This window comes from Pseudomonas sp. 7SR1 (assembly GCF_900156465.1).
GTDB lineage: Bacteria > Pseudomonadota > Gammaproteobacteria > Pseudomonadales > Pseudomonadaceae > Aquipseudomonas.
Genome location: NZ_LT707064.1, coordinates 4,948,785 through 4,968,651, shown reverse-complemented (window position 1 = coordinate 4,968,651; position 19,867 = coordinate 4,948,785). Strand labels below are relative to the sequence as shown.

The window sequence follows — 19,867 nt, the reverse complement described above, 5'->3', positions numbered from 1 at the left end:
CCGAATGCAAAAAAGCCCTGTCGCATTGGACAGGGCTTTTCATTGGCCGTTGGGGACGGTCCTAGAACATCACACCCTGGCTGCGCAGGTAGTCGTCATAAGTGCCGCTGAAGTCGACGACGCCGTCGGCGCTCAGTTCGATGATGCGGGTGGCCAGGGACGACACGAACTCGCGGTCGTGGCTGACGAAGATCAGCGTGCCCGGATAGTTTTCCAGCGCCAGGTTCAGCGCTTCGATGGATTCCATGTCCAGGTGGTTGGTCGGTTCGTCCATCACCAGTACGTTGGGCTTCTGCAGGATCAGCTTGCCGAACAGCATGCGGCCCTGTTCGCCACCGGAGATCACCTTGACCGACTTGAGGATCTCATCGTTGGAGAACAGCATGCGACCCAGGGTGCCCCGGATCATCTGTTCGCCCTGGGTCCATTGGCCCATCCATTCGAACAGGCTGACGTCGTCTTCGAAGTCATGGGCGTGGTCCTGGGCGTAGTAGCCCAGCTCGGCGCTTTCGGTCCATTTCACCGAGCCGCTATCGGGTGTCAGTTCGCCCATCAGGGTGCGCAGCAGGGTGGTCTTGCCGATACCGTTGGGGCCGATGATCGCCACACGTTCGCCGGCTTCGACGGTGAAGCTGAAGTTCTTGAACAGGGTCTTGCCGTCGAAGCCCTTGGACATACGCTCGACGGTGACTGCCTGGCGATGCAGTTTCTTGGTCTGCTCGAACCGGATGAATGGGCTCACGCGACTCGACGGCTTGACCTCGGCGAGCTGGATCTTGTCGATCTGCTTGGCGCGGGAAGTGGCCTGCTTGGCTTTCGAGGCGTTGGCCGAGAAGCGGCTGACGAAGGTCTGCAGCTCGGCGATCTGGGCTTTCTTCTTGGCATTGTCCGACAGCAGCTGCTCGCGGGACTGGGTCGCGGCGATCATGTACTCGTCATAGTTGCCCGGGAACAGGCGCAGCTCACCGTAGTCCAGGTCGGCCATGTGGGTGCAGACGCTGTTCAGGAAGTGCCGGTCGTGGGAAATGATGATCATGGTGCTGTTACGCGCCGTGAGGATGTTTTCCAGCCAGCGGATGGTATTGATGTCCAGGTGGTTGGTCGGTTCGTCGAGCAACAGTACTTCAGGATCGGAGAACAACGCCTGGGCGAGCAGGACCCGCAGTTTCCAGCCCGGCGCCACCTCGGTCATCGGACCGAAATGCTGTGCCAGCGGAATGCCCAGGCCCAGCAGCAGCTCACCGGCACGGGACTCGGCGGTGTAGCCGTCCATCTCGGCGAACTCGGTTTCCAGCTCGGCCACGGCCATGCCGTCTTCTTCGGTCATTTCCGGCAGCGAGTAGATGCGATCACGCTCGGCCTTGACCTTCCACAGTTCCTCGTGACCCATGATGACCGTGTCGATCACGGTAAAGGCTTCGTAGGCGAACTGGTCCTGGCGCAGCTTGCCCAGGCGTACGTTCGGTTCGAGCATCACCTGGCCACCGGACGGCTCGAGATCGCCACCGAGGATTTTCATGAAGGTCGACTTGCCGCAACCGTTGGCGCCGATCAGGCCATAGCGGTTGCCCGCACCGAACTTGACCGAAACGTTTTCGAACAGCGGCTTGGCGCCGAACTGCATGGTGATGTTAGCTGTGGAGATCAATTACCTTACCTATCAATGGGTTAGAGCTGGTCATTTTCCCTGATACCGATGTGGTATCCATTCGGAGCTTCTCCAGCTCCGCCCAGTCCGAGCTTGAGGTTGAGCCAACGCGCATACGTCGCCAGCAACATTGGACGCTGTGGCCAAGCTGCTGAGCGATGAATGCGGGGGGCATGTTGGACGTTGCGCGCATTGTCGCATAAGTATGACGGCAGTTGTATGGCAGCCGAAAGCGCATCCGCACCTGACCCTTCATCAGCGGGCTTCCTTGCGGGAGCGCGTGATCGCTTCGCAGGAGGGTTGGAGGGCGAGAGCTGCCGGCCTGGCTTTCATGGAGCTGCGCTGTAAATGGCCTGCCGATCTCCTCGGGTACGTAAGGTCGCTCGCGGGAGGTTGTCGACAGGCACATCGATCGATCCGCATGTAACCGATAAAGCGCTATCCGCCGATCAGTGCCAGATCAGGTTTCACCAACTGCAAGTGGTGATTCGTCTTTCCAGTTTACGATGTTGCGTAACTGCGGCCCTTCGCTTGCCGATGTTATATAGCTGAGCCCAATACCTGGTTATTGTTTTATAGATCGATTGCCGGAATTAAGACGATTCTTAAAGAGCGGCCATTTCCTGGAATGAACCGATGCTCGATGTTATAAAAAACCAGTGCCGGGCTGCAGCCGAATATTGGGAGTATTGATGGTTCTGTCTGGTCGTGGGCGGGAAGCTTGCAATTTCAATGAATGATTTTGTTTGTGGCAGGGATGGTTTGTTTTATGCGGTTTATCAAGTTCGGTGCCTTGGTCTGGCTACTGTCTCAAACGATAACGTTTACTGGGCTGGCGGCGGCAGATGTTGATTTCGGTGGGACGACCCGGTTCGTCTTCAATGCCAGGGACAAGGCAAAAACAATTACGATCGAAAATGTTGGCAAGCAAGCCGTGCTGGCTCAGGTCACATTTGGTGATGGCGATGATCAGCAAGCTCTGGACGACTTGCCGCTTGCGCTTTCAAGACCATTAATTGAGATTCAGCCCGGAGACAAGCAGACGGTTGATATTCTGTATCAAGGGGTTGGGCTTCCTCGGGATCGGGAATCCTGTTTTCTATTGAGTGTGATGGATATTCCAAAGGTTCCTGCGGAGCAGAACAGGTTGCAGATTGTCCTGCGTCACCGCCTGAAGGTATTTTTCCGCCCCGCGTTGCCTATGTCTCCGACAGAAGCTTTTACCAGGTTGTATTGGCGGCAGGCGACCCAATCAAAAGATGCCATCCTCGATGCTCACAATGATTCGCCTTATTTCCAGACTCTCACGGATGTCCAATTCCTTGATCGGCAGGGGCGGGTGTGTGGGAAACCCGTGGCGCACCTGATGTTGCCCCCCTTTTCTACACGGGATGTACAGCTGGCCGATTGTGCAAAGCCAATAGCCAGGATTACCAGCACGTTCATCACGGATGAGGGCGATAGAACTCCGCATGTGATGGCTGTGACGCGTTCCACACCTAATTCAGGATCGCCGATATGAATAAAGCAATAAGTATCCTGGCAGCGCTTTCGTTGAGTTTCAATGTGTCTGAGTCCAAGGCCCAGAGCGAGGTGCAATACACCTGTGACAACACCTACACTCATGCAACTACGCAAGCCTTGCAAATCAATGCCTCTGTAACGATACCCGACTCGGCACCTGCAGGAACGGTAGTATGGCGGATGCCCGCCCAGGACCTGAACTACAACTGCTGGTTAGGACCTTCGACGTTTGCGACCTATTTTTTTCTTAATCCCCTCGGCCGGGATTTTGGTCCGGATATAGAAGTCGGGGTGACGTTGAATGGCACTGACTATCGCCCGTCTGTTACCAAGTCTGTGCGCGCAAGGACCATGCCTACGAACAGTACGTCGGTAGGGCAGATAAATGTCAATGAGTTCGGATATTACAAGGCCTCTTTGTTTATTTTAAAAAAGACCGCTGCAAGCACGACTTCACAGACCAGGACAGTAGACCTGAACAACTATGTTCCCTATACGATTGGGAAGGAGGGGCAGCCTATTTCGGGGTTGCTCTCTGTAGTTGTCAAAGGCCTCACCGCCAACCTCATCCCCTGTTCGTCCACGGTTACCGTGAATCCTACTACCATGAGTTTCGGAAATATCATCAGTGCTGGCGCAACTCCCGGGCTTGAAATCAAGCGTGCCACCTTCTCGCTCTTTGAACAACGTACCTGTCAAGGTACCGCCGTGTATGGTTTGAACGGGATTCTGCGACCCGCGGAGAACGCGAGTCTATACGACAGTATGGGAACCCTGGTGCCCAAGGACAATGATTCGGTCGGTATCGAAATCCTGGATGCCGACAACCACACCCCGCTGCGCTTCAACAACGCGTTCGTGGTGATTCCTCAAGTCAGCTCGACCAGTAACAGCAAGCAATTCGAGGCTCGTTTGAAGTGGCGCACGGATAAACCCAAGCTGGGCAGCTTCAAAGCCGGCGCTATCTTTGACGTGTACTACAAGTAGCCCAGGCCACCGATCGTCTGGGCTTTCACATCGTCAATCGAAGTGGTGTCACAATGATTCTACGTGGCAGGGCACCTGATCCCTGGTAATCCGCCGATTTCATGTGTGACCTCATGCCTTCGATTGACGATTTTCGCTTCAACGCCCATCACCTGCTGCTCGATCTCGATGCAGCCACGAATCATCTCATGATGCTCGTCGTTTCTCGCGAAGTTTCAGGGGTTCGCTGGGATGAGGCGGTCTCTCGCCATAGGCGTGCATATGAAGCCTGGGCTTGTCTATCCACCGGGGTCCAGACGGACCCGATGCCTGCCCTTGATGGACGACCGGTCGAAGGTGGTACTCCATCACCCTAGGCTCTGTACAAAAGTCTTGAGATGAAGGTCAGGCAAGGCGAAAACAGCTAGCGATCGCCAGCGCGCAGGACGGGTCCACCCGTCATGGCGCTCGCTACTCCACGATGCAGATCCAGCGATGATTCTGCCGGTAGGGTGCACGGGTGAATGCCACGTCCGAGACCAGAACCATGCCTTGCTCTTGAAGCGCTTCGGTCAGTTGCACGAGTGTCTCTGCTTCGATAGTCATCTCTGTTACCTCGTCAGATTACTGCGTTCATAATTCTTGACCGAGCGGGCAAGTGACTAATTCATTTTTTCTAGGGAGCTGATGCCTGGAGTGCATCGTCGCTTCTGATTCAGTCCTTATGACATTGTCTGGGGGCGTGGCTGGGCCGAGGGGCGCTTGGGGAGGGGGGCCGGGCATGACAGTTTTTCACAATTGAGGGTAACTTTCAGTTACAAAGTGTGGCTAAAATGCCATCTTTCAGATGCCCTCACGCTGCCGATTGGTGGGGAGAGCAGTCCGTTCACTTAAGCTGTGTGACGAATCGCGTGAAACTCATCATTGTTGCGATCTATATCCTCTCCATCGGCTATGTGCACTTGCGTGGGCGTGTACGGCACAAGCTCGGTCGCCAGTTGAGCGACCATTCCTCCTTCCTCGCGCCTATCAATTGCCTGCTGTACCTGTGTTCGAAACTGCCCAACAGGCCTTACCTGGAAACGGCCGATTTTCCCGACCTGAGCCCCTTGCAGGCCCATTGGGAAGAAATTCGCGCCGAAGGCCAGAACCTGCTGAAGGCAGGAGAAATCAAGCGCTCCAATCAATATGACGATGTCGGTTTCAACTCGTTCTTCAAGACGGGCTGGAAGCGCTTCTATCTCAAGTGGTACGGCGACAGCCATCCTTCGGCCATGAAGCTGTGTCCGCGCACTACCGAGCTGGTACAGGGCATCGGGTCGATCAAGGCGGCGATGTTCGCCGAGTTGCCGCCAGGCTCGAAGCTGGTCCGGCACCGCGACCCGTATGCCGGTTCGTATCGGTACCACTTGGGCCTGGATACGCCCAACGATCCTGGCTGCTACATCAATGTCGATGGCCAGCAATACCACTGGCGTAATGGCGAGGCGGTGATGTTCGACGAGACGTTCATCCATTACGCCGAGAACACCACGCCTCACAACCGCATCATCCTGTTCTGCGACGTGGAGCGGCCGATGAAATTCCGCTGGGCCAGTGCCTTCAACCGTTGGTTCAGTCGCACCGTAATGGCGGCCGCCGGTGCACCGAACGATGCTGGCGACAGGACCGGCGGGCTGAACCGGGCGTTTTCCAGGCTCTACAGGATCCGCCTGCAAGGCAAGGCCCTGAAGAAGCGCAACCGTACCCTGTATTACCTGCAGAAATGGGCGTTCTTCGGTGGGCTGTTGGCGATTTTCGTCTGGATCTGAGGGGGCTGCCGCAGTCCCGTTCCTGCACGGTGTCGGGACGCGAGCAGCTCACTCTCCGGGCTTCTCGGCCTCCAGTTGTTGCCACATCCGGGCCGTGATCCGCTGGCGGTGGTTGTAGCCGTCCCACGGATCGGCGCCCAGCCCCCTGGCTCGCTCCAGTGCGGTATGGATATCCCATTGCTGGGCGTTACGCAGGCCATCGAGTTCCGCCCGGGCAATCGGTACCGACACCGGCAGGCCGGGCCGGGCGCGTACCGAATAGGCGGCTACCGTACTGGCGCCCCGGGCATTGCGCAGGTAGTCGATGAAGATCTTCCTGACCCGGTTCTTGGGCCCCATGGTGGCCGTCACCCGCTGGGGCATCTGCCGGGTCATGAATTGAGAGATGGCCTTGGCGAACGCCTTGGTCGTGTCCCATCCCTCACTGCGCGCCAGCGGCACGATAACGTGCATGCCTTTGCCGCCGCTGGTCTTGAGGAATGCCTGCAGCCCCAATTCGTCGAGCACCGATAATGTCAGGCGGGTGACTTCCAGCATGGCGCTCCAGGGCAGTGTCGGGTCCGGATCCAGGTCCAGGACGAACAGGTCGGGGGTTTCGATCCGGTCGTGGGTCGCGGTCCAGGTATGCAGCTCCACCGTCCCCATCTGAGCCGCACTGATCAGTGCCCGTGGACTGTCGATTTCCATCAGCGCGGCATGGCCAGGGTCCAGGGCCGGATCCAGCTGGCGGATATGGGGAATTTCCAGGCGGTCGGCATGCTTCTGGAAGAACTGCTCTTCACCGACTCCATCCGGTGCCCGCAGCAGGGCCACCGGGCGCTGTTTCAGATGGGGCAGGATCCATGGCGCGATGTCCGCGTAGTATTGCGCCAGTTCCACCTTATGCACGCCGCTGACGCTGTCGATGACCCGCTCGGGATGAGAGATCTTCACGCCGCCGACATGCACCGCGCGATGTTTTGCGCCGCGCTTGGGTTCAGGTGCCATGGCCTTGATCGGCAAGGGTTGCACTCGCACCACCTGGTCGACTGGCGTGTCGGCCAGCAGGCCGAGAAAGGCTGCCTGGCGCACGAGGCCGTCGCGGGTCCACTCGGCGAATTCGATTTCACAGACGCGGGTTGGCTCGACCCACTGCACGCCGCGCCCTTGTGCCGTATTGAGGGGAACGTTCAGGGGCGAAGTGTCACGCACCTGCCTCAAGAGCTGCTCGTGCAAGCCCTTGAGCTGGGCTTGATTGAACCCTGTGCCAACCCGACCGGCGTATGTCAGCCCCGCAGGGCCGTTGACCGCCAGCAGCAACGCACCGAAACCACTGCGGGTGCCTTGCGCACGGGTGAAGCCGACAATCACGAAGGCCTGGCGCAGCCGGCACTTGAGTTTGACCCAATCGACGCTGCGCTGGCCCGCGTAGGGGCTGCCCAGGCGCTTGCCGACCACACGGTCCAGCGACAGGGCGCTGGCACTCTCGAAGATCTCGTCCTGGCTGGCGGAGAATGCTTCGGAGAACCGCAGGTGTTTGCTGGCATTGTTGGCCAGGGCCTTTTTCAGCGCAGCTCGCCGTTCTTCCACCGGCACCTGGCGCAGGTCCCGACCATTGAGAAATGGCGCATCGAACAGAAAATACAGCAGGTCCACGGTGCGACCGATCTCAAAAGCCTGCCGCAGGGCCGCCAGGTCGGATCGCCCGGTATCGTCGAGCAGCACCAGTTCACCGTCCAGCCAACTGTCCCCCAGGCCCAGGGCGGCGAGGGCATCGGCGTGCAGCTTGAGGCGCTCGGTCCAGTCCTGGTGATTGCGGTTGAACAAGCGGACCGCGCCATGCTCGATGCGGGCCAGCAGTCGATAGCCATCGAATTTGACTTCATAACGCCACTCGCCGGCCGGTGGTTGCTCCACGGGCGTAGCGAGTTGTGGGGACAGGCGTTCGGGTAACCGGTTATCGGTAAGGCTGTCGTCTCGCCGGTTGTCGTCGCGAGTCGTGACGGTGTCCGGTTCGGTGCCGGACGAACGGGCATATTCACTATCGGCCTTGGCCATGACAGATTCCCTTGCAGTACTGGCTTCGGGGATTAGCCCCGGGAGGCCTTGGTGGCTTTTTTGGCAGGGGTGGATTTACGAGGCTTGGCGGCTTTCTCGGCGGTCTTGCCGCCGGGCTTGTCGGCCGCCTTGCCCTTGCTGCCCAGGCTGCGTTTGAGCAGTTCGGTGAGGTCGATGACATCGGCGCTCTTGCGTTGTTCTTCGCCCGGGTCGGTTTCCACTGCTTCGAGCCGGCCCTCGTTGGCTTTTTTCTCCACCAGTTCCATGATCTTGTCCTCGAAACTGTCGCGGTATGCCTGGGGTTCCCAATCCCCACTCATGTCCTCCACGAGGCGCTTGGCCATTTCCAGCTCACCCTTGGCCAGCGTCGGGTGAATCACCTCGTCGCCCAGTTCCAGGATATCCAGGTCGCGCACTTCGGCGGGCCAGCGCAGCATCACCAGCACCAAAGCCGATTCCAGGGGCATGAGGGCCGCCAGGTGCTGGCGGGTATGCAACACGACATGGGCCAGGGCCACCTTGTTGGTCTTGACCAGGGTCTCGCGCAAGAGCGCATAGACCTTGCCGCCGCGCTTGTCGGGGGCAAGGAAGTAGGGGGTGTCGATGTTCTGCAGTGGAATTTTCTCGCTGTCGACGAAGGAAAAGATGTCGATGGTCTGCGTGGACTTGGGGTGTGCGGAGCGGATCTCCTCTTCGCTGAGCAGCACATACTGGCCTTTCTGGTATTCGACGCCCTTGACGATGTCTTCCTTGGTCACTTCCTTGCCGGTGACCTTGTTGACCCGCTTGTAGCCCACCGGGTCCATGCTGCGCTTGTCCAGCCAGTCGAAATCCACCCCTTGGGATGACGTCGCCGACACCAGCGCAACCGGGATATGCACCAACCCGAAACTGATAGCGCCTTTCCAGATTGCCCGTGCCATGGTGGGGGTTCCTTGCCAGTGATGAAGTCTCTCTTGGTGACCTTCCGGCCCCGGCAAAAGTTTCCCTGGAAGCGAGTTCAAGCCGTGACGGGAACGCCTGTCGATTTGCCCGGAGATGCCTCGTTACATCTTTACCGGGACTTTCACTTAACAACGGCGAACCAGAGCAGTAGCGTGCTTTCGATATCCCTGAGCGATTTCGCGACGCAGGAGAAACCCATGAACAGGCTGATGCTCGCCGTTTCCGCGCTGTTGCTGGCCGGTGCCGCCCAGGCGACGCCGGACCCCGGGGCGCTGGTCCTGGCCCAGAACCTGCCGGGCAACAATGACCCCTACAGCAATCCGATACGGCGGGCCAATCCCAACAGCATGCAGGGCACCCAGCCCAACGTGCCGACGATCCGCCACAATCCGACGATCCCCGCACCTCGACCCCCGACCCTGGAAAATGGTGGTATCGGCAACGGTTATCCGCGTTCCGGGCCGCCGCCTGGTTCACCCAGGCCCACCATCGAGTCCGGCACGCCCAACCGGAACATGAACAACGGTAATCGCCAGTGATAACAGAAGGAGCTGTGCATGTTGCATAAGACATTCATCGCTGCGCTCTGCGCCAGCACTGTCCTGACATTCGCCACCGTGGCCACGGCCGCCCAGACCCAGTCGTTGAAGAGCGAGGAGGGCACCCTGGAGGTGACCACGGCACGCCCAACCGGAACATGAACAACGGTAATCGCCAGTGATAACAGAAGGAGCTGTGCATGTTGCATAAGACATTCATCGCTGCGCTCTGCGCCAGCACTGTCCTGACATTCGCCACCGTGGCCACGGCCGCCCAGACCCAGTCGTTGAAGAGCGAGGAGGGCACCCTGGAGGTGACCACCGTGGTCAGGGGGCTGGAGCATCCCTGGTCCGTGGCGTTCCTCCCGGACCAGCGGGGCATGCTGGTGACGGAGCGGTCCGGCAACCTGCGCCTGGTGGATGCCGAAGGCCGATTATCGGCGCCCCTGGGCGGCGTACCCGAGGTCTGGGCCAGGAGCCAGGGCGGATTGCTGGATGTGGTGCTGTCGCCGGACTTCAAGCAGGATCGTACCGTCTACCTGTCCTATGCCGAGGCCGGTGAGGACGGCAAGGCCGGCACTGCGGTGGGGCGCGGGCAGTTGTCCCAGGACCTGACGCGCCTGGAGAACTTCGATGTGATTTTCCGCCAGCAGCCAAAGCTATCGACGGGACATCACTTCGGTTCGCGCCTGGTGTTCGACCGGGATGGCTATCTGTTCATCACCCTGGGGGAGAACAACCAGCGTCCTACGGCCCAGGACCTGGACAAGCTGCAAGGCAAGGTCGTGCGTATCTACCCGGACGGCCAGGTGCCGGACGATAACCCCTTTGTCCTGCAGAAAGAAGTCCGGCCCGAGATCTGGTCCTACGGTGTACGCAATCCCCAGGGCGCCGCGCTCAATCCCTGGACCGGTACGCTGTGGGAGAACGAGCACGGGCCCAGGGGTGGCGATGAACTGAACATCATAGAGCGTGGCAAGAACTACGGCTGGCCGCTGGCGACCCATGGCATCAACTACTCCGGTTCGCCGATTCCCGAAGCCCAGGGCAAGATCGTCGACGGTGCGCTTGGCCCTCATCATGTATGGCAGGTTTCGCCGGGGCTCAGTGGCATGGCGTTCTACGACAGTGACCGCTTCAAACCCTGGCAGCACAACGTGTTCATCGGCGCCTTGGTGTCCAAGGACCTGATCCGCCTGCAACTGGAGGGGGACAAGGTGGCCCACGAAGAGCGTTTGCTGGGGGAACTCAAGGAGCGCATCCGGGACGTGCGCCAGGGGCCGGACGGTTACCTGTATGTGCTGACGGACGAAGATGACGGTGCGTTGTACAGGGTCGGGCTCAAGTAAACAGCGCCGGGTGATCCGCAGGGCGGTGGCCTTGATTCGGTCTACCGCACACTGGTGATTGACTTGCCCTCGACACCCGGCTAGTTTCCAGGCATGACTAACACCGTACTGCGCAACCAACCAAGCATTATTACCGCCATTCCTTATCTGGCGGGCTAGCTGACGACTGTACCCAACCCGCCCTCGAGGCGGGTTTCTTCTTTCTGTCTCCTGGGCTTCCACCTCACCAGGAGCACGCCATGACCGCGACCCGCCACGAGCAAACGTTACTGGAACACTACGTCAAGAAGATCCTCGCCGCGCCGGTATACGAACTGGCCGTACGCACCCCGCTGCAAGCGGCGCCGGCGCTGTCCCAGGCCCTGGGCAACCGGATCCTGCTCAAGCGCGAAGACCTGCAACCGACGTTCTCATTCAAGATCCGCGGCGCCTACAACAAGCTGGTCCGGTTGACCCCGGCGCAGCGGGCCCGTGGTGTCATCACCGCATCGGCCGGCAATCATGCCCAGGGCGTCGCGCTGGCGGCGCGGGAGCTGGGCATCTCGGCCTGCATCGTGATGCCCAGGAGCACACCCGGGTTGAAGGTGTCGGGCGTACGCGACCGGGGCGCCGAAGCCCTGCTGCACGGGGAGAGTTTTCCGTATGCCCTGGAGCATGCGTTGAACCTGGCCCGTGAGACCGGACGAGAATTCGTTTCTCCTTTCGATGACCCCGATGTGATCGCCGGCCAGGGTACGGTCGCCATGGAAATCCTCAGCCAGCATGCCGGCGCGCTCGATGCGATCTTCGTTCCGGTGGGCGGAGGCGGGCTGATCGCCGGGATTGCCGCCTACATCAAGTACCTGCGCCCACAGGTGCGCATCATCGGTGTCGAGTCCCGACACTCCGCTTGTCTGCAGGCGGCGTTGGCCGCAGGGGAGCGAATCATCCTGCCAAGCGTGGGGACCTTCGCCGATGGCGTGGCGGTGGCGCAGATCGGCGTCCATGGTTTCGAGATCTGCCGCTTCTGCGTGGACGAGGTGATCACGGTCGGCAACGGCCAATTGTGCGCCGCTATAAAGGATATCTACGACGATACCCGCTCGATCACCGAGCCTTCCGGCGCGTTGGCGGTGGCCGGCATCAAGCAGTATGTGGCCCGTACCGGCATCCGGGGCCAGACGCTGGTGGCCATCGACTCCGGTGCCAATATCAACTTCGATAGCCTGGGGCAGGTCGCGCAGCGAGCCGCCCTGGAAACGGCGTGACATGACCTGTCATCGCTTTTTTCATGCCAGCCGACGGACGCCCCTTTGCATGATGGCAATTAGGGCTAATCTAGCTTCCGACGCAATGAGCAATTGCAGTTTGCAAGAGCAATACGCCGCTTCCTTGCATTTTGCCCGAGGAAGTCTCGACGCTGGCACGCTAAGTCATTGATTTACATCAAACAGAAACGTGGCAATTGCAGGCATATTTTTTGCGGGATGATCCAAGAGTTCGTTTGTACGAGCCTATTGATTAAAACGCCAAAAACGAACGGCACGGTTTTTTTATCGTCCCAGTCCGCACGGAAGAACACGGACAAGAATCACCGTCGTCGTGAACATAAGTTGGACGCCTCAACAGGAGAGAGTCGCCATGTTTTTATCTGCCCTCGAAATGCGCAGCATCATTGAAAGCAGCTTGTTACCCAAGCGCTCCCAATGCACCTTGTCACCCGATCTGTCGATGACCATCAAGGTCTTCGATGACCATGTAACCGATCGTGTCGCCTTGCTCAGAACCGATATCGATGCCAACAAGCTCACCAGCTGCCGGGCCATCAACGATCTGATCGCCGACCTGCGTACCGAGCTTGACCACAGTCATGTCACCGGTAATCAATTCCACCAGCAGCATCGAATGACCGGGCGTTAATAGCCCATAGTCAGTCACGCAGACGTTGGGCTGGGGCTCAAGCCCAGGCCCGGCGTCCGGTTTCCCCTCGTTTCCCTCAGCTCAGCTGGTGCCTGTACGGCAGGTCCGGACCTGTCTTGCCGCACGTCAGGGCGGCCGCGCCCATGGCGAATTGCAGCATGGCGCTGACCTGATCCCGTTCCAGTGTCCGCAGGCCTTCGGCCGAATCCAGTTCGTTCTCCGACAGCCAGGTCAGCAGGGCGGCCTGGAAGGTGTCCCCTGCGCCCACGGTATCGGCCACCTTGACCGGTTGGGCGGGCATCGACCAGCTGCCATGGCGGCGACTGAACACCGTTGCGCCCTGGCCACCCCGGGTCAGGAAGACCAATTGGCAGCGGTGTTCAAGCCAGCCTTGGATCACCGTGCCTGGATCGCGCTCAGGGTAGAGCAGGCCGAGGTCTTCGTCGCTGACCTTGATCAGGTCGGCAAATTGCACCAGCGTCCCGATCCGGGCACGCCAGAGTTCGATGTCCGGCTGCGGGTTGAGTCGCACGTTCGGATCGAGGCTGATCAGGCGCTGGCCGCTTTCGCGTTGCGCCAGTGCCAGCAACGCGTCGGCGACGGGTTGTACCACCAGGGAGAACGAACCGAAATGCAGGCCGCGGACCTCCGGCCCCAGCGCGGGTAGATGCTCCAGAGTCAGTTGACGATCCGCGCAACCCTCGCCACGGAAGCTGTAATGGGGTGAGCCATTGGCACCGACGGCAACCATCGCAAGGGTGGTCGGTGCATCGAAGTCCACCAGGTAGTTTGCGCTGACGCCCTCGCTGAGCAGGACCTGGCGCAGGCGCCGGCCGAGATAGTCGGTGGACAAACCACCGAACAGCGCCGACTCCCTCCCCAGGCGGCGCAGCCCCACCGCCACGTTGAACGGCGAGCCGCCGGCGATGGCCTTGAAATTGACCTGCGCGACCGGACCGCCAGCCTCGTCTTCGCTGAAGACATCAAACAATGCTTCACCACACACCAGAAACATAATTGCCTGCTCTCAAAGGGTTGCGACGTGTTGTCGGTAACGTTCATAGGCCTGTTGCGATGCCGCGACGTGCTCGGCGATCGGCCGGGTTTCACTGGCCGGATCGAGCTTGACGCAACGCTCGCACAGCTCGTCCAGGCCTTGCGGCGATCCTGAATGGCACCAGGCGGCCTGGATCGCCGCGCCCAGGGCGGCCGCTTCGCTCTGCTCGGTGCAGATGACGGTGGTGTCCATGATGTCGGCGACGATCTGCCGCCAGACCGCGCTTTTCGAGCCGCCGCCGATCAGGCGAATGCTGCGGGCCTCGAGGCCGTTGGCCCGCAGCAGGTCCAGGCCGTAGCGCAAGCCGAACGTCGTGCCTTCGACCACCGCGCGGCACAGGTTGGCCCGGCTCAGGTTGGTAGTCGTCAGGCCCAGCAGGCTGGCGCTGGCATGGGGCAGGGGAGGCACGCGTTCGCCGTTGAGAAACGGCAGCATGCAGACACCCTCGGCCCCGATGGGTGCCTGGGCCACCAGGGTGTTGAAAGCCTCGATGTCCAGCCCCAGCAGCTCGCGGATCGCACCGGTGGCGTTGGTCAGGTTCATGGTGCAGATCAATGGCAGCCAGCCACCGCTGGATGAACAGAACGTCGCCACCGATGCCTGCGGGCTGACCGCCGGTTCCCGGGCGTAGGCGTAGACGGTGCCGGAAGAGCCGAGGCTCATGGTGATCACGCCTGGCTGGATGTTGCCGGTGCCGATGGCGCCCATCATATTGTCTCCGCCACCGCTTGCCACCACGGCCTCGGGGTTGATGCCCAGGCGCGCGGCAATGGCCGGCAGGATGCGGCCGACGGGCTGGTGGGCCTCGATCAGTTCCGGCAGGGCCGCCTGCAATCGGCCGCTGGGGTCGATGTGCTGCAGCAGTCGCACATCCCATTGGCGGGTGCGCACGTTGAAATAACCGGTGCCCGAGGCGTCGCCGTATTCGCTGCAATGGCGGCCGGTGAGCCAATGGTTGAGGAAGTCATGGGGCAGCAGGATGCGGGCGATGCGGGCGAAGACATCCGGGTGTCGTTCGCGGGTCCAGAGCAGCTTGGACACCGTGTAGCCGGGCGCGATGACCACGCCGAGGCGTTCCAGGCTGCCGTCCTCGCCGCCCAGGTGCGCCAGGAGCCGATCGTTTTCCGGCGTCGTCTCGGTGTCGCACCATAACTTCGCCGGGCGCAAGACCTGGCCCTGGTCGTCAAGCAGGACCAGGCCGTGTTGCTGGCCGGACACGCCGATGCCGAGGATGGCCTGGCCATCGACCCCGGCCGCAGCCAGCGCCTGATGAGTCGCCTGGGTAAAGGCATCGAGCCATTGCCCGGTGTCTTGTTCACGGCGACCGTTGGCCCCGCTGATCATGCTGTGGGCAGCGGCGCCCTGGCCAAGTACCTGGCCGCTGATCGCATCCAGGATCAGCGCCTTGGTGCCTTGGGTGCCACAGTCGATGCCCAGGAACAGTTGTTGGTTTGCCATGGAAATCCTTGATATCAATGAACCGTCAGCACAGAACTGTTCGGACCGGGACAGGCTGGAACCTGGAACCTGTGGCAAGGTGATAAATCCCCTCGCCACAAAAAAGCGACCGCGTCCGCAGGTTCAGTCTGCGTCAGCCAATACCCGTTCAAGTGTTCGTGTTACCCCGTGCTCGCGCAAGCTGTTGCAGCACCATTCGAATGCTGCCACGAACTCCGGCGAGCGGGGGATCGCGGTGCCAAATATTTCTTCCACCTCCAGCATCCGCTGTGTCACCAGCGCATCGTCGGCCACCAGGGCCTGGCAGAACGCCGCCCGAGGGTCCGGGATCGAATACGTCGCGCCGTTCTCGTCCACGCCCTTGAGGTACACGGCCCAGGCCGCAACCACCAGCGCCGCGCGGCGGGTTTCAGCGCCATCGGCGATCAGGCGGTTGATGGTGGGAACGGTGAACTTCGGAAACTTCGACGAGCCGTCCGAGCAGACCCGTTCCAACTGGTCGGCAATGGCCTGGTTGGAGAAACGCTCCACCAGGGTGTCCTTGTACTCGCCCAGGTCGATGCCGGGCACCGGTGCCAGTTGCGGTGTCACGTCCAGGTCCATGTAGGCGCGGATGTAACGCACGAACAGCGGATCGTTCATGGTTTCGTGGACAAAGCGATAGCCCTTGAGAAAGCCCAGGTACGTCAGGGCCAGGTGGCTGCCATTGAGCAGCTTGATCTTCATCTCCTCGTAAGGCGAAACATCGTCGGTGAATTGCACGCCAACCTTTTCCCAGGCCGGCCGACCATTGACGAACTTGTCCTCCAGGACCCATTGCACGAACGGTTCGCAGACCACCGGCCAGGCGTCGTCGATCCCGTGTTCGTCGTGCAGTTGCAGGCGGTGGGCCACGCTGGTCATGGGGGTGATGCGATCCACCATGGCGTTGGGGAAGCTCACGTTGCGGTCGATCCATTGCCCGAGGTCGGCATCGCGCAGCGCGGCGAAGGCGAGCAGCGCCTTGCGCGTCACGGCGCCATTGTGGGGCAGGTTATCGCAGGACATCAGGGTGAATGCCGGGATGCCCGCGGCACGCCGCTTGGCGAGGGCTGCACAGAGAAAACCGAACACGGTTTTCGGATGGTCCGGGTGGCTCAGGTCGTGCTGGATCTGCGGCAGGTGGGCCATGAACTCGCCGTTGCTGTCGTCGATGCAGTAGCCACCCTCGGTGATGGTCAGCGAGACGATGCGGATCTGCGGGTCGGCGAGCTTGTCGATCAGCGCCTGGGCGCTGTCTTCGGCCAGCAGCATGTCGGCTATGGCGCCGATGACCCGCACTTCGGTGTCGTCGGTGTCACCCAGTTCATACAGCGTGTACAGGTAGTCCTGGCCGGCCAGGTCGTCCCGCGCGCGGCGGTCTTCGGGCCGCAGGCCTACGCCACAGATGGCCCAGTCCAGGCCTTCGCCGGTGTTCATCAGCGCATCGGTATAGTACGCCTGATGAGCCCGGTGGAAACCGCCGACGCCGATGTGGGCGATGCCTTGGCGGATATCGCTCAAGGGATAGGCGGGCAGGGCGACGTGCGCAGCGAGGTTGTGCAGGTTTTGACGGTTGAGTTTCATCACGGGTCTCGGTAATCAGGCGGCGGCGCGCAGCGTGCGGGTCAGCGCCACGCCATCGGCATCGAACAGGTGGCAGTGGTCGGCGTCCAGATGAAGGCTCAACTGCTCGCCGAAACGGCTCGCCAGGTCGCCACGAACGCGCATGGTCAGGGCTTCGCCGGACGCCGTGGTGACGTGGCAGAAGGTGTCGCTGCCCAGCCGCTCGCTGACGTCGGCCGTCACCTGCAAGGTGCATTCGCCCGGTTGTGCCAGGTTCAGGTGTTCCGGGCGGATGCCCAGGGTCACCGCGCTGCCGACGTCCAGGCTGGCCCCGCTGACGGGCAACTGGATACGCGTGCCCGCATCCAGCAACACTTCGCAGCCCAGGCCGCTGAGCGCCGTGACCTTGCCCTTGAGGAAACCCATCTTCGGGGTGCCGAGAAAGCCGGCGACAAACAGGTTGGCCGGCTGGTGATAGAGCTCCAGCGGCGAGCCGACCTGCTCGATGCGACCGCCGTTGAGTACAACCACCTTGTCCGCCAGGGTCATGGCCTCGACCTGGTCATGGGTCACGTAGATCATGGTCGCCTGCAGCTCCTTGTGCAGGCGCGCCAGCTCCAGGCGCATCTGCACCCGAAGTGCGGCGTCGAGGTTGGACAGGGGTTCGTCGAACAGGAAGATCTTCGGGTTGCGCACGATGGCCCGGCCAATCGCCACGCGCTGGCGCTGGCCACCGGACAGTTGCTTGGGCTTGCGCTCGAGCATCGGTCCCAGTTCAAGGATGCGCGCCGCTTCGTTGACCTTCTTTTCCACCTCGGCCTTGGGCACGCCGGCCAGGTCGAGGGCGAAGGACATGTTCTTGCGCACGCTCATGTGGGGGTACAAGGCGTAGGTCTGGAACACCATGGCCAGGTCGCGCTTGGCCGGGCTGACTTCGGTAATGTCCCGGCCATCGAGTTCGATGGTGCCGTCGCTGACCTCTTCCAGGCCGGCGATCAGCCGCAGCAGTGTGGATTTGCCACAGCCCGACGGGCCGACGAAGACCACGAACTCGCGGTCGTTCACTTCAAGGTCGATACCCTTGATGATGGAGAAGCCTTCGAAGCCTTTTTGCAGATTCTTGATTTTCAGGTTGGCCATGATGATGAGCCTCCGCTTGATAAAGATGTAAGGCGCGTTACTTGACGGCGCCGAAGGACAAACCGCGCACCAGCTGTTTCTGGCTGATCCAGCCGAAAATCAGGATCGGCGCGCAGGCCAGGGTCGAGACGGCCGACAATTTGGCCCAGAACAGACCTTCAGGGCTGGAGTAGGAAGCGATCAGCGCCGTCAGCGGCGCAGCCTTGGACGAGGTGAGGTTCAGCGACCAGAACGCCTCGTTCCAGCACAGGATCAGCGACAGCAGCACAGTGGATGCCAGCCCGCCCTTGGCGATCGGCAGCAGCACGCGGACCATCTCCTGCCATAGGGTGGCGCCGTCCAGGCGCGCGGCCTCGAGGATGTCGCGGGGAATGTCCTTGAAGTAGGTGTAAATCATCCAGACCACGATGGGCAGGTTGATCAGTGTGTAGATGATGATCAGTGCGACCCGGGTATCCAGCAGGCCGAACTGCTTGGCCAGCAGGTAGATCGGCATCAGCACGCCCACCGGCGGCAGCATCTTGGTGGAGAGCATCCACAGCAGGGTGCCTTTGGTGCGCTGGGTTTCGTAGAACGCCATGGAGTAGGCCGCCGGTACTGCGATCAGCAGGCAGAGGGCCGTGGCGCTGAAGGACACCACCACCGAGTTCCAGGCGAAACTGAAGTAGTTGCTGCGCTCGTTGATGTGCAGATAGTTCTCCAGCGTCGGCGCAAAAATGAATTGCGGCGGCGTGGCGAACGCGTCGATTTCGGTCTTGAAGCTGGTCAGCACCATCCAGAAGATCGGGAAGAAGATCACGATCGCGATGGCCCAGGCCAGCGTACCCAGCAGCAGGCTTTGCAGCCGACGGGATTGTTGAAGAGTCATGGCGGCGGCCTCAGTGCTTGTCGGTGAGGTTTTTGCCGATCATCCGAACCAGGATGATGGCGGCGATGTTGGCGATGACCACGGCAATCAAGCCACCGGCCGACGCCATGCCGACGTCGAACTGCACCAGCGCCTGGTTGTAGATCAGGTAGGCCAGGTTGGTGGAGGCATAGCCGGGACCGCCGTTGGTGGTGGTGAAGATTTCGGCGAACACCGACAGCAGGAAAATGGTTTCGATCATCAGCACCACGGCGATCGGACGGGCCAGGTGCGGCAGGGTCAGGTGCCAGAAGATCGCGATCGGCCCGGCGCCGTCGAGGCGGGCAGCTTCTTTCTGCTCCTGATCGAGGGACTGCATGGCGGTCATCAGGATCAGGATCGCAAAGGGTAGCCATTGCCAGCTCACGATGATGATGATCGATAGCAACGGGTAATGGGCCAGCCAGTCCACCGGTTGGGCACCGAACAGCTTCCACACCGAGGCGAGGATTCCCGAGACCGGATGGAAGATCAGGTTCTTCCAGATCAGCGCCCCCACGGTGGGCATGATGAAGAACGGCGAGATCAGCAGCACCCGCACGATCCCGCGCCCGAAGAATTCGCTGGCCTCCAGCAATGCGCTGATCAATACCCCGAACACGACGCTGATCAGCAGCACGCTGCCGACCAGCAGCAATGTATTGGTGGCGCCGGGCATGAACCCCGAGTCGGTCAGGAAGTACGTGAAGTTCTCCAGCCCCACGAATTCGTTTTCGCCGGGGTAGAGCAGGTTATAGCGGATCATCGAGAAGTAGACAGTCATGCCCAGTGGCACGATCATCCACAGCAGCAACAGGGCCACCGAAGGGCTGACCAGGAACCAGCCGGGGTTGGCCACACGGACCTTGCGTACCGGTGGGGCTATCTCGAGTGGGGCTTTGACAGTTGTCGTTGAGCTATTCATGGCATTGAACCGATTTTTGCGGGCCTGTGTAGATCCACTGTGGGAGCGAGTTTGCTCGCGATAGCGTCGTATCAGTCACTCGTGATATTGGCCGGGTGG

At 60.8% G+C, this 19,867-nt stretch carries 18 protein-coding genes; 8 read left to right on the top strand and 10 right to left on the bottom strand.

Going from position 1 to position 19,867, the window contains the following annotated elements:
- Positions 1 to 61 precede the first annotated feature (61 nt).
- On the bottom strand, positions 62 to 1,648 hold the full coding sequence (locus BW992_RS21880) for an ABC-F family ATPase (RefSeq protein WP_072391104.1): 1,587 nt from the start codon (positions 1,646 to 1,648) through the stop codon (positions 62 to 64).
- 769 nt (positions 1,649 to 2,417) lie between these two features.
- Here BW992_RS21880 and BW992_RS21875 point away from each other — a divergent pair.
- Entirely contained in the window at positions 2,418 to 3,170 is a 753-nt protein-coding gene (locus BW992_RS21875) for a fimbrial biogenesis chaperone (protein WP_168199565.1), read from the top strand.
- Positions 3,167 to 4,159, top strand: a complete 993-nt coding sequence (locus BW992_RS21870) for a fimbrial protein (protein ID WP_076407098.1) — start codon at positions 3,167 to 3,169, stop codon at positions 4,157 to 4,159. Before BW992_RS21875 ends, BW992_RS21870 begins: the two co-directional genes overlap by 4 nt.
- Positions 4,160 to 4,609: 450 nt before the next feature.
- Here BW992_RS21870 and BW992_RS27365 read toward each other — a convergent pair whose 3' ends face one another.
- Positions 4,610 to 4,744 carry a hypothetical protein gene (locus BW992_RS27365; protein ID WP_256327893.1) on the bottom strand — a complete coding sequence of 45 codons (135 nt, stop codon included), beginning with the start codon at positions 4,742 to 4,744 and terminating at the stop codon, positions 4,610 to 4,612.
- A gap of 305 nt (positions 4,745 to 5,049) precedes the next feature.
- On the opposite strand from BW992_RS27365, the gene lpxO reads away from it, so the two are divergent.
- Positions 5,050 to 5,949 (top strand): lipid A hydroxylase LpxO, encoded by a 900-nt coding sequence (gene lpxO, locus BW992_RS21865; protein ID WP_072391114.1) that lies wholly within the window; start codon positions 5,050 to 5,052, stop codon positions 5,947 to 5,949.
- Positions 5,950 to 5,997: 48 nt separating this feature from the next.
- Here the strand turns inward: lpxO and ligD are convergent, their stop codons facing one another.
- Together ligD and ku are read right to left on the bottom strand one after the other, a co-directional pair.
- On the bottom strand, positions 5,998 to 7,986 hold the full coding sequence (gene ligD, locus BW992_RS21860) for a DNA ligase D (RefSeq protein WP_076407097.1): 1,989 nt from the start codon (positions 7,984 to 7,986) through the stop codon (positions 5,998 to 6,000).
- A gap of 32 nt (positions 7,987 to 8,018) precedes the next feature.
- A complete protein-coding gene (gene ku / locus BW992_RS21855) occupies positions 8,019 to 8,909 on the bottom strand; it encodes a non-homologous end joining protein Ku (RefSeq protein ID WP_072391121.1) in 891 nt (296 codons plus the stop codon).
- A gap of 219 nt (positions 8,910 to 9,128) precedes the next feature.
- On the opposite strand from ku, the gene BW992_RS21850 reads away from it, so the two are divergent.
- From BW992_RS21850 to BW992_RS21835, 5 genes are all read left to right on the top strand, one after another.
- Positions 9,129 to 9,470: a hypothetical protein gene (locus BW992_RS21850; RefSeq protein ID WP_072459216.1), complete on the top strand. Its 342-nt coding sequence runs from the start codon at positions 9,129 to 9,131 to the stop codon at positions 9,468 to 9,470.
- A gap of 18 nt (positions 9,471 to 9,488) precedes the next feature.
- Positions 9,489 to 9,632: a hypothetical protein gene (locus BW992_RS26985; protein ID WP_231991080.1), complete on the top strand. Its 144-nt coding sequence runs from the start codon at positions 9,489 to 9,491 to the stop codon at positions 9,630 to 9,632.
- 38 nt (positions 9,633 to 9,670) lie between these two features.
- Positions 9,671 to 10,819 carry a PQQ-dependent sugar dehydrogenase gene (locus BW992_RS21845; RefSeq protein WP_076407096.1) on the top strand — a complete coding sequence of 383 codons (1,149 nt, stop codon included), beginning with the start codon at positions 9,671 to 9,673 and terminating at the stop codon, positions 10,817 to 10,819.
- Positions 10,820 to 11,058: 239 nt separating this feature from the next.
- Positions 11,059 to 12,066, top strand: a complete 1,008-nt coding sequence (ilvA, locus tag BW992_RS21840; protein WP_072391130.1) for a threonine ammonia-lyase, biosynthetic — start codon at positions 11,059 to 11,061, stop codon at positions 12,064 to 12,066.
- A 373-nt stretch (positions 12,067 to 12,439) separates the two neighbouring features.
- Positions 12,440 to 12,718, top strand: a complete 279-nt coding sequence (locus BW992_RS21835; protein WP_072391133.1) for a DUF1652 domain-containing protein — start codon at positions 12,440 to 12,442, stop codon at positions 12,716 to 12,718.
- A 76-nt stretch (positions 12,719 to 12,794) separates the two neighbouring features.
- Here the strand turns inward: BW992_RS21835 and BW992_RS21830 are convergent, their stop codons facing one another.
- From BW992_RS21830 to BW992_RS21805, 6 genes are all read right to left on the bottom strand, one after another.
- Positions 12,795 to 13,733 (bottom strand): carbohydrate kinase family protein, encoded by a 939-nt coding sequence (locus tag BW992_RS21830; protein ID WP_076407095.1) that lies wholly within the window; start codon positions 13,731 to 13,733, stop codon positions 12,795 to 12,797.
- A gap of 12 nt (positions 13,734 to 13,745) precedes the next feature.
- The gene (gene xylB, locus BW992_RS21825; protein ID WP_072431106.1) at positions 13,746 to 15,233 is read right to left on the bottom strand and encodes a xylulokinase; all 1,488 of its coding nucleotides are present in this window, start codon (positions 15,231 to 15,233) and stop codon (positions 13,746 to 13,748) included.
- A 123-nt stretch (positions 15,234 to 15,356) separates the two neighbouring features.
- Complete coding sequence (locus BW992_RS21820; RefSeq protein WP_072391142.1) at positions 15,357 to 16,838, bottom strand: mannitol dehydrogenase family protein; 1,482 nt, start codon at positions 16,836 to 16,838, stop codon at positions 15,357 to 15,359.
- 15 nt (positions 16,839 to 16,853) lie between these two features.
- Positions 16,854 to 17,957 (bottom strand): ABC transporter ATP-binding protein, encoded by a 1,104-nt coding sequence (locus tag BW992_RS21815; RefSeq protein WP_072391145.1) that lies wholly within the window; start codon positions 17,955 to 17,957, stop codon positions 16,854 to 16,856.
- Positions 17,958 to 17,994: 37 nt separating this feature from the next.
- Positions 17,995 to 18,825: a carbohydrate ABC transporter permease gene (locus BW992_RS21810; RefSeq protein ID WP_072391149.1), complete on the bottom strand. Its 831-nt coding sequence runs from the start codon at positions 18,823 to 18,825 to the stop codon at positions 17,995 to 17,997.
- Positions 18,826 to 18,835: 10 nt separating this feature from the next.
- Positions 18,836 to 19,768, bottom strand: a complete 933-nt coding sequence (locus BW992_RS21805) for a carbohydrate ABC transporter permease (RefSeq protein ID WP_072391153.1) — start codon at positions 19,766 to 19,768, stop codon at positions 18,836 to 18,838.
- Between the last annotated feature and the right edge of the window lie 99 nt (positions 19,769 to 19,867).